Below are 9,717 nucleotides of genomic sequence, written 5' to 3' on the forward strand. Positions count from 1 at the left end.
TGGACACATCCGGCCCGGTCGGCGTCGCCTCGTGAGCGTGGCGGATCGGCCGAACCTCGTGGGCGATGGACGCCGACCGCCAGCGTCGCCGCGAATACTAAAGAACCAAACGGGTACCCTGCCGGGGCGTGCGGACGTTAAGAGTGCTCCACGAAGAACCCCCACGAATAACGGCGGACGGAATATCATCGCCATTCAAGTTCCCGCTTGCGGGGAGGATCGTCCGCATTGGGCGGAGGGTCAAAATACGATTCGTACTGTTCCTGATCCACGCCAACTTCCCCAAGCTCAGTTTTCACGCTCTGGACCGATCCACAGTACTTATAAACGACCCCGCTGGTAAAAACCCTGAATTGAATTGGGTATTCTGTGACTCGATCGACCATTCTAATCTCCGCGCTCCCGCCCGCGGGGATGCGGTGGAGCCGCACGATCTTGCGGCCGTCAATGCCGTCGGCGACAGTCTTCTCGACGCTGCACGTAATATCGGGGGCAGCACTCATAGGGCGGAGGACGACCGACACCTCACGGGCCGGGGTATCGGCCTCGTTTTTGATGATAACGCGAAGGGTGCCGGATAACGGGCGATCGTCTTCAGTCAGTCTATTCGATTCAATGAGATGGTAGGTCAGTTCGTCCGGTGCTGCATAGTAATACGGGCTGGTTGCTCTGGCGTAGTATGCGGCCCAGATCGAGACGGTCAGCGCGAAGGCGGAAAGCGCGTGGGGCGTCCACTCTTTCACGATCGCCCATTTGCTAGGCTTCGGTGCGGCGGTCGGTGCGGCGGTCATCGGTTTTGCGGGTAGGTCGGACGGGCGGAGCGCGGACGGATCGACCGCGGGGCGGAGCGCCGCCCGGGGAGAATAACGCAAGACGGGCCAGATCGGTTCACGGTTATTCGGTGCAAGCGGGAAGGTTAATCATCACGCGCTCCGGCTCCGCCGCTGGGGGCGGCGGGCCGTCGCTGATATTGGATAACGGACTGATTCGACGGATATTCCCGTCGAGTATCCGCCGGAACGCGACAGAAAAAAAAAACCGGAGACGCACACACGCGGAGAGGGACAGGCCGGCGGCCCTCCGGGGGCCGCCGGCAGAGGAGAGGAGGGAGGCCGACGACGGACGCCCTCCCCCACTACCCGGCGACTTTTTTATTCCCGCCTATCATAGCAGCGTGAAACGCACTTTTCGCGGCCCCCGCGTCACTTGGCCGAAATCACCGGTCGAAACCCGTATCGTTCGACGTAAAAGTCCGTCATCAAATCCCGGGCGAACGCCTGATCCGACTCCCGACACAATATCGCGTCGTGCAGACCCAAAGCCGGTTTGCCGGCGTCGAACATGGCGCACAATATCGATCGCATGAGTTTCCCGTCTTCGCATTGCAGCCGCAGCCCGACCCCGCTGTGAAAATGCCTTTTGATCGGCTTGTGCTCCCGTTTGATCCGGGCGATCAGTTTTTCGGCGTCGATATTCTTCCGATCCATCCACGGCTTGAATAGCTCGTGCCGGCCGATATCCTCGTCGCGATTGATCGCGCCGATCGCCGATCGCAGCGTCTCGGCGTTGATAATGATATTCGTGGCGACCTTGACCGCGTCCCGCTGCCATTTGGCGACCGTGCCGCCGCCGGCGTCGAGCACGGCTTCGGGCAGCACCTCGTCGGCTTTGTAAATATCGGCGCCCGGGGCCGGGTCGATGCCTTCGATGTGATTCAGCATCCTCGGGTGGAACCCGCCGTAATCGAGTTCGCAGAGGAGTTCCCCGTCGCACGTCATCGTGCGGCGATCTAATCCGTGAAGGTGCGTATAACCGAACGCATCCGTGGCGTAGTTTCGGCCGCCGTGCTCAAAATCGACGTTGTAAATCGCCGACACTTCGATTTCGGTGGTGAGGCGAACGGGTTCGAGCGTCGGCGCGATCGCCCGCATGAGCGCTCGCAAAGGCGCCCGCTCCGCCGGCGTCGCGTTTTTGTACTCCGTTTTATACGCCTGCGGAAAAATCCTGACGGCCCATTCGTGCTCCCACGCCCCCGCGTTCAGCCGCTTATTTTGATCCCACGCTAATTGAATCTGCGCCGGCAGCGGGTTGGGCAGCGTCAGCATTTTGCCGGTGATCTTGCGGCCGTCGGCGTCGCGTTGCTTCGCGTCCCGCCAAACCACCGGGGCGCGTGGGTTCGGCGCGGGCGCCGTAGAGCCGTCGCCGCGGCTCCGCTGACGGCGGGACAGTCGCTTGGGCAATTCGTGGCGTTCGGGTTCCAACGTCGCGGCGCTCGGGTCGAGGGCGTCGCGTAGCACGGACCGACCCGGCGCCGTCAGGCCGTATCGCGTGACGCGGCTGGCGGATTCGGAGCCGGTCCGCTTCATCGCCCAGCCGGCGTCGCACAGCCGGTCCCATGCGGCGTTGCGAGAGTCCGCCCGGCCCCCCGCGTGCCCCCGCGAATCGGAGACAACCATGACCCGCTTCGCGGCCCGATAGAGCGCCAGCAGAGCCGTGGCCGTGTCCGCCCGGCAGCGTTCGCCGTTGCGGAGTTGCAGCGTCGGGGCGACGACCCGGTCAAACACCCCGCGGAAGCGGGCCGACGGCGTCCACGGATGAAACAGGACGGTGGCGTCCTCTTCGCCCGCCGGCGTCCTGCCCAAATGATCCACGTTATGGACGTCGGAACGCCGCATCGCGGCCAGCAGCTTCGGCCGGATGCCGTCAAACCATGGCTGCGGACCAACGCGCTCGTGCCACGGCTTCGGCCGCGGGAGACGTTCTTTATTGATATCGACTGACCGGCCGGCTTTACCGCCGGGGGCCAGCACAGCGCCGGCGGACATGGTGTAGTTCCAAAAGTGAGCGACCCGCCGGGCCGGCGAGAAGGGGAACTACTACCTTCGCGCCGGCCGGCGGAATCTGAATGCGCCTGTACGGGGCGCGACTCACCGCACGCATTCTGACGAATCGGCGGCTTCGACGCCAGTAGCCGGGCGGCCGATCTGACGACGTTCAGATCTAAGGTTTCGACCGGCTCCCGCGATTTTTGCTACCGCTCTTCGGGCGAATTCGAGGTTCGGCATCTGAGGGAAGCTCCGGCGTTGCATTCTGCCGGCCGGGGGGCGGCCCGGGGGCAGTCCGCCGCCGGCCAATCAGGCACCACGCCGGCCGGCGGAGTCAGGCACCACGCCGGCCGCGGGGCTGGCGGCGACCGCCGCCGTTCTCTTCCGGTCCCTCGTCCGTCATCGCGCCCAGCACCACGTCGAACTTCGCTTGGTACTCCCCGGCGCCGCTGCCCTTGAGCGGCTCGAACGGGATCATCAGTAGTTTGCGTTCGGCCTCGGTCGTGCTGCGCATCACGCCGTCGCGGGCGTTGCCGGGATGGCCGTCGATGTAGCACTGCGTCGTCAACAGCCGCTTGTCGCCCTTGTTGACGGCGACGTGAATGTGCGGCGTCCGGCCGGGGTACGGCACCGGCTTGATCGTGCGGAAGTAATAGCGGCCCTGCATGTCGGTGAGGAACCGACCGAAGCCCTGGAACCCTAGGTCTCGCCCTCCGCCACGAACATCATCAGTGTGTTGTGCAAGATACTTTGCGTTCGCATCGCACTGCCAGATCTCCACGGTGGCGTTGCGCACCGGCTCGCCGGCGGGGCTGAGCACGCGGCCGGTCAGGTGCGTGACCTCGCCGATCGCCGGGGTGCTGGCGTCGTTCAGACGGATCAGGTCGTTGTCCGTGTCGAGCGGCAGCCGGTCGGGATAGAACGGCCCCTCGGTCTGCCGCGGTGTCTGGGCGAGGGTCTTCTCCAGTTCCTCCGCGAACAGTCCCGGCGTGAGCCAGAGCGCCGGTGCCGCGGCGAGGGAGGTGGAGAGAAAGCGACGGCGGGTGGCCGAGTGACGGGAGGACATCGGGGGCGGCTCCGAAACGAGAGGGGCGAGCGAGTCTACCGGGTGAAACACCGCCGCGGGCGTGCCGGTTCCGCGGCGATTCACTCCGTCGACGCACGGTTCGACGTTCGACGCGGCGGCAGCGTCCACCAGAACGCCGCCGCGACCGCGGGGAGCAGCCCTGCAAACCCGCCCAGCACGACCGCAACCGCCCACGCCAGCGCCCGCGGGATCGACTGCGTCCCCCGGAAGACCAAGGCGAACGGCAGCGGCAGGAGCAGCAGCAGGAAGCCGATCGTGACCGCGTCGTCCCACGCCTCGAAGTGATTCCACATCGGCGTAATCGACCGCCAATCGATCACCGGCAGGAACCAGTGCTGCGCCCGCACCGCCGGATCGACCGCTTCCGCGTGCGTATCCACCAGCGACCACACGAACCAGACCGGGGCGAACGCCAGATTCAACGCCGCCCATATGCGGCAGACGACCAGTGCCGTGGTGCGCCAGAAGCGATCGGGGTCGGGAACCAGAGGCATCGCGTCAAGCCTAGCCCGCCGGTCGGCGCGGGTCGCCGTGAACTTCGAGCCGCGGACGGTATCCTCTCCCCCGCCCGCCTCATTCACCTTGCGCCCACTCGTCGCCGTGCCCCGCGTTCTCATCACCGATAGCCTCTCGCCCGCCGGGCTGGAGAAACTCGAAGCGGCCGGCGGCATCGAGGTCGTCGTCAAAAGCGGCCTCACCCCGGAACAGCTCCGCGAGGAACTCAAGGAGGCCGACGGCATCATCGTCCGCAGCGGGACGAAGCTGACCCCCGCGGCGCTCGAAGGGCAGACGCGCCTCAAGGCCGTCGCCCGGGCCGGCGTGGGCGTGGACAACATCGATCTGCCCGCCGCCACCAAGGCCGGCGTGGTGGTGATGAACACGCCCAGCGGCAACACCGTCTCCACCGCGGAGCAAACGCTGGCGCTGATGTTCGCCCTCTCCCGCAACACCGCCCCCGCCGCCCAGAGCATGGCCGAGGGCAAGTGGGACCGGAAGAAGTACACCGGCACGCAGCTCGCCGGCAAAACGATCGGCGTGGTCGGCCTGGGCCGAATCGGGCAGGCCGTCGCCCGCCGCTGCGTGGCGCTGGAGATGGACGTCATCGGCTACGACCCGTTCCTGTCCAGCGATCTCGCCAAGGAGATGGGCGTGGAACTGGTCCGCGACGTGGATCAGCTCGTCCCGCGGGTCGACTACCTCACCGTCCACACCCCGCTGACGGACGAGACCCGCGGCCTGATCAACGCGGACCGCATGTCCCAGATGAAGAAGGGCGTGCGGCTGATCAACTGCGCCCGGGGCGGAATCATTGACGAAGCGGCGCTCGCCGCGGCGCTGAAGGACGGCTCCGTCGGCGGGGCGGCGCTGGACGTGTACGAGCAGGAGCCGCCCCCGGCCGATTCGCCGCTGCACGGCTGCCCGAACCTGCTGATGACGCCGCACCTCGGCGCCAGCACGGAGGAAGCTCAGGAACTGGTCGCCGTCGAAGCCGCGGAGATCATGTCGAACTTCCTGAAAACGGGAGAGATTCGCCACGCGGTCAACATGGTGCCGGTCAGCGGGGCGGAGATGGCGGAGGTGCGGCCCTACCTCGACCTCGGCTATCGCCTCGGCGTGCTGCTGAGCCAGATCACCGGCGACGCCGGGGTGAACGGGGTGAAGCTCGCCTTCCGCGGGGACGCGGCGAAGAAGAAGACCGGCCTGGTCACCGGCGCCTTCGCCGCCGGGCTGCTGGCGGACGCGGTCGAGGACGTGAACCTCGTCAACGCCGCCGCCGTCGCCCGCGATCGCGGGATCTCGCTGGAAGAGAGCAAAAGCGAATCCGCCGGGGACTTCAGCACCTCGGTCAGCGCCACGGTGACGACCGACAGCGGCGATTACACCGTCGCCGGCACGCTGTTCGGCAGCGGCTACCTGCGGTTGATCCGCGTGGACGGCTTCCACCTCGACGCGTTCCTCGACGGCACGCTCCTCATCTACCGCCACCGCGACGTGCCGGGGCTGATCGGGTTCATCGGGAACCTGCTGGGCGAAGAGGGCGTGAACATCGCCGACATGTCGCTGGGCCGTTCGCTGGACGAGCCGGGCGGCGACAGCGTCGCCGTGCTGCACCTAGACCAGTGCCCGACCGAAGCGGCGATGAAGAAAATCGCCGACCACCCGGAGGTCACCGGCGTCCGGGCCGTCAAACTGCCGGGTCGCGGCGAAGCCCTGCCGGGCGTCCTCGCCGCGGCGGGGTGAACGACCGAGGAACCCGCGTCCCGGACGCTTCAAGCGTCCGGGACGCAGCCTCGCTCTTCCGCGAACCGCCGGGTCAGTAGCAGATCTCCACCCGCACGTCGCCGCTGTGCAGGACGGAGGCTTCGCTCAAGCCGAGTTGGTACTGCGTCGTCAGTCGCACCGGGCCCTCGCCCAAGCTCAGGCCGGGGGCGAGCGTCACGCGGTCGGCGGTGAAGTCCGTCCCGCGGACGACGAAGTCCGATCCCGGCGCCGCGGCGAAGCGCGCCCGGGCGTCGCCGGTCGTCCCGGCGGACAGGTCGCGGCTGTAGAACGCCGCGAAGGTCGCCGTCGCCGGCAGAGCCGTCGTCAGGGCGAACCGCCGACCGGCCCGCAGACCCACGCGGGCCCGCAGTTCCTTCAGGCTCTCCTCGTCCACGGCCAGGGCGGCGGCCCCGCCGCTTTCCGTGAAGGCGTCGCGGCGGGTCTGCACGTACCGCACGCCGAGGACCGGGGAGAGGTACGCCGTGGGAGAGCCGAACAGCGTGCCCAGTTCCGCGTCGGCGCCGCTCTGGGAGCCGTCGAAGGCGCCGGTCGTGCTGTCGGCGAAGGGGAACAGGGGGTTGTCGATCACGATCGAGCGACGGGATGCGCCCTCCGTCACGCCGCCGAAGCCGGTCAGGCTGGCGTAGGACTGCCCCAGCGAGGCCCGGGCCGAGCCGCCGACCCGGTGCAGCTCGTCCGTGACGGTCGAGGCGACGCCGGGGACGCGGGTCGTGTTCGACTCGTAGCCGTAGAACCCGCCCAGGGCCAGACAGCCCTCGGACCCGCCGAAGATCTGCGACAGCCCGACCGCCACGCCGGCGGTTCCCAGTTCGGCGCGGGCGGCGTTGGCGTCGCCGTCCACGCGGCCGCCGGCGCCGTAGCTGTCGATCCAGCCCTGCAAGCCGCGCTGGCCGGCGCCGTTCACGCCGCAGGCGCCGCAGACCAGCGGGAAGGCCCCGCCGCGGCCGACGACGTCCAGGAACTGCAAACCGCTGCGGTTCAACGCCGTCAGCTGCGTGCCGTAGAGCTCGCCGGAGAGGCCGTCCAGCGCCTCCCGCGCGGCGGCGTCGTCGGTCAGGGTGTCGATCGCGTCCCGCAGGCGGGCGAGCGCGGGGTCGCCGGCCGAGGCGGCCAGTCCGCCGGCGACGGCCCGCTGGTTGAAGGTGCGGGCGACGCCGCCGGAGTTCGCCCGGGCGACGACCAGGGCGTAGAAGTTCGGCCCGATCAGCTGGGCGAAGCGGGCGCCGGCGACGTTCTGGTTGACGGCGACCGGGTTGACGACCGTCAGCCCGCCGGCGGCGGTGAGGAACTCGTAGCGGGCGCCGAGCGTATAGTTTTGGTTGCCGAAGGGCAGCACGTTGACCGTGCCGCCGTCGACGGTCGCGGTTCCGGTGACGGCGAGTTGGTCGTAGTCCGTGCCGGCGACCGGGGCGGCGGACCCTTGGACCTCGACGTCGAAGGTCTGGCCGTTGCCGACGTAGTTGCCGGCGACGGTCATCACGCCGGGGCTGTTGCCGACGGCGATGCGGCCGCTGGCGGTCAGATCGCCGACGACCGTGCCGGCGCCGGTCAGCAGTCCGCCGCCGTTGATCAGCAGGTTGGCGGCGGTCAGCGTGCCGTCGACGTGCGTCGTCCCGCCATTGACGGTCACGTCGCCGGTGTAAGTCATGGCCGACGCGGTCCGCACGTCGATCAGCCCACCGGACTGCGTCGCGGACGCCGCGTTGAAGGCGCCGCCGTTCTGCGCCGACAGAGTGGAGCCGGCCCCGTCGACGGTGGCGGCGTCGGTGAGGGTGAGCGTCGAGCCGGCGCCGTCGACGGAGGTGTTGCCTTGGTCGGTGAGGGCGAGCGTCGTGCCGTTGAAGGCGCCGCCGAACTGGACGAACAGGTTGGAGCCGACCCCGTCGACGGTGGCGGCGCCGGTCAGGTTGAGCGTCGAGCCAGTGCCGGTGACGAAGGCGTCGCCGTTGTTGGTGACGGCGAGGGTCGTCCCGAAGAAGTCCCCGTCGGTCTGAACGAACAGGTTGGAGGCGGCCCCGTCGACGGTGGCGGCGCCGGTCAGGGTGAGCGTCGAGCCGGCGGCGTCGACGAAGGCGTCGCCGCTGTTGGTGAGGGCGAGCGTCGTCCCGAAGAAGCCCCCCTCGTTCAGGACGAACAGGTCGGAGCCGACCCCGTCGACGGTGGCGGCGCCGGTGAGATTGAACGTCGACCCGGCGCCGGTGACGGACGCGTCGCCGTCGTTCGTGAGGGCCAGCGTCGTGCCGGTCAACGCCCCGCTATTCTGGGAGCGCAACAGCGACCCGGTCCCGTCGACGGTGGCGGCCCCGGACAGGTCGAACGTCGACCCGGCGCCGGTGACGGTCGCGTCGCCGTTGTCCGTAAGGGCCAACGTCGTGCCGGTGAACGCGCCGCTGTCGTCGACCAGCAGTTCGGAGAAAGTCCCGTCGACGGTGGCCGCCCCCGTCAGGTCGAACGTCGACCCGAGGCCGCGGATGGTCACGGCGCCTTGATTCGTGAGAGCCAGCGTCGTGCCGGTGAAGGCGCCGCCGGACAGGGCGAGCAGGTCCGACCCAGCTCCGTCGACCGTCGCCGCCCCGGTCAGGTCGAACGTCGAACTGGTGTCGAAGACGGTCGCGTCGCCGCCGCCCGTGAGGGCCAGCGTCGTGCCGGTGAAGGCGCCGCCGGCTGAGGCGGCCAGTAAGGAAGCGTTCCCGTCGACAGTGGCGGCCCCGGTCAGGTCGAACGTCGAGCCGGTCCCGCCGACGGTCGCGGCGCCTTCGTTCGTGAGAGCCAGCGTGTTGCCGGTGAACGCCCCGCCGTTGCCGATCAGTAGATCGGAGAGAGGCCCGTCGACGGTCGCCGCCCCGGTCAGGTCGAACGTCGAATTGGTGTCGAAGACGGTCGCGTCGCCGCCGCCCGTGAGGGCCAGCGTCGTGCCGGTGACCGCCCCGCCGCTGGCCGCGCCCAGTATCCCACCCGTGTTCACGGTCGCCGTCCCCGAAAAGGTGAACGTCGACCCGGCGCCGGTGGCCCCGGCAACGCCGCTGTTGGTGAGGACGGCGGCGTTTGCCGTGATCGTTCCGCCGGCCCCGGTGAGGACAGAGCCCGCGTCGACCGCGAGCGTACCGATCGGACCGTCGAAGCCCGCCAACGGCGGTCCGACCGGGTTCGGGTTACCGGAGAGATCCCGCGTGGAGCCGACGAATAACTCGCCGTCCACCGTCGTCGCGCCCCCGGTGACGGTGTAGTTCCCGATCCCGCTGAACGGGGCCGGGGTCATCGCTCCGCCGATCTGCGTGGAGAGCAGCCCGCCGGCGTCGATCGTCACGTTCTGGCTGGTGACGAAGTCCTCCGCCTTCAACCAGCCCGTTCCCGTCACCGTGACCGACCCGCCGGCGACGACCTCGGTGTCTTGGGCGGTCGCCTCCTCCGCGCTGACTGTAGTGGGGGCGTTGATCGTGCGGTCTTGGGCGACCGCGATGGTCGGCAGGGCGCCGAGCGCGAACGCCGCCGCCGGCAGCCACGGCAAAGCCCGCCGAAACC

At 68.8% G+C, this 9,717-nt stretch carries 6 protein-coding genes; 1 reads left to right on the forward strand and 5 read right to left on the reverse strand.

All coding sequences use genetic code 11. The annotated features are described in order from the left end of the window. Positions 1-185: 185 nt before the first annotated feature. The 4 genes from LzC2_RS18215 to LzC2_RS18230 all read right to left on the reverse strand — a co-directional run bounded on the left by LzC2_RS18215 (position 186) and on the right by LzC2_RS18230 (position 4,406). A complete protein-coding gene (locus tag LzC2_RS18215) occupies positions 186-791 on the reverse strand; it encodes a hypothetical protein (RefSeq protein ID WP_171189459.1) in 606 nt (201 codons plus the stop codon). A 411-nt stretch (positions 792-1,202) separates the two neighbouring features. Next, positions 1,203-2,825 carry a hypothetical protein gene (locus LzC2_RS18220; protein ID WP_171189460.1) on the reverse strand — a complete coding sequence of 541 codons (1,623 nt, stop codon included), beginning with the start codon at positions 2,823-2,825 and terminating at the stop codon, positions 1,203-1,205. Between the two features lie 334 nt (positions 2,826-3,159). Next, complete coding sequence (locus tag LzC2_RS18225) at positions 3,160-3,891, reverse strand: dioxygenase family protein (RefSeq protein ID WP_171189461.1); 732 nt, start codon at positions 3,889-3,891, stop codon at positions 3,160-3,162. A gap of 80 nt (positions 3,892-3,971) precedes the next feature. Beyond that, positions 3,972-4,406, reverse strand: a complete 435-nt coding sequence (locus LzC2_RS18230; RefSeq protein WP_171189462.1) for a hypothetical protein — start codon at positions 4,404-4,406, stop codon at positions 3,972-3,974. Positions 4,407-4,512: 106 nt separating this feature from the next. Here LzC2_RS18230 and serA point away from each other — a divergent pair, with 106 nt between their 5' ends. Continuing rightward, positions 4,513-6,153: a phosphoglycerate dehydrogenase gene (gene serA / locus LzC2_RS18235; protein ID WP_171189463.1), complete on the forward strand. Its 1,641-nt coding sequence runs from the start codon at positions 4,513-4,515 to the stop codon at positions 6,151-6,153. A gap of 73 nt (positions 6,154-6,226) precedes the next feature. On the opposite strand, the gene LzC2_RS18240 is transcribed toward serA, so the two are convergent. After that, a partial coding sequence (locus tag LzC2_RS18240) for an autotransporter domain-containing protein (protein WP_171189464.1) occupies positions 6,227-9,717 on the reverse strand: 3,491 nt, incomplete at its 5' end.

Origin of the sequence: Alienimonas chondri, from assembly GCF_013036045.1 — a bacterium.
Classification (GTDB): Bacteria; Planctomycetota; Planctomycetia; order Planctomycetales; family Planctomycetaceae; genus Alienimonas; species Alienimonas chondri.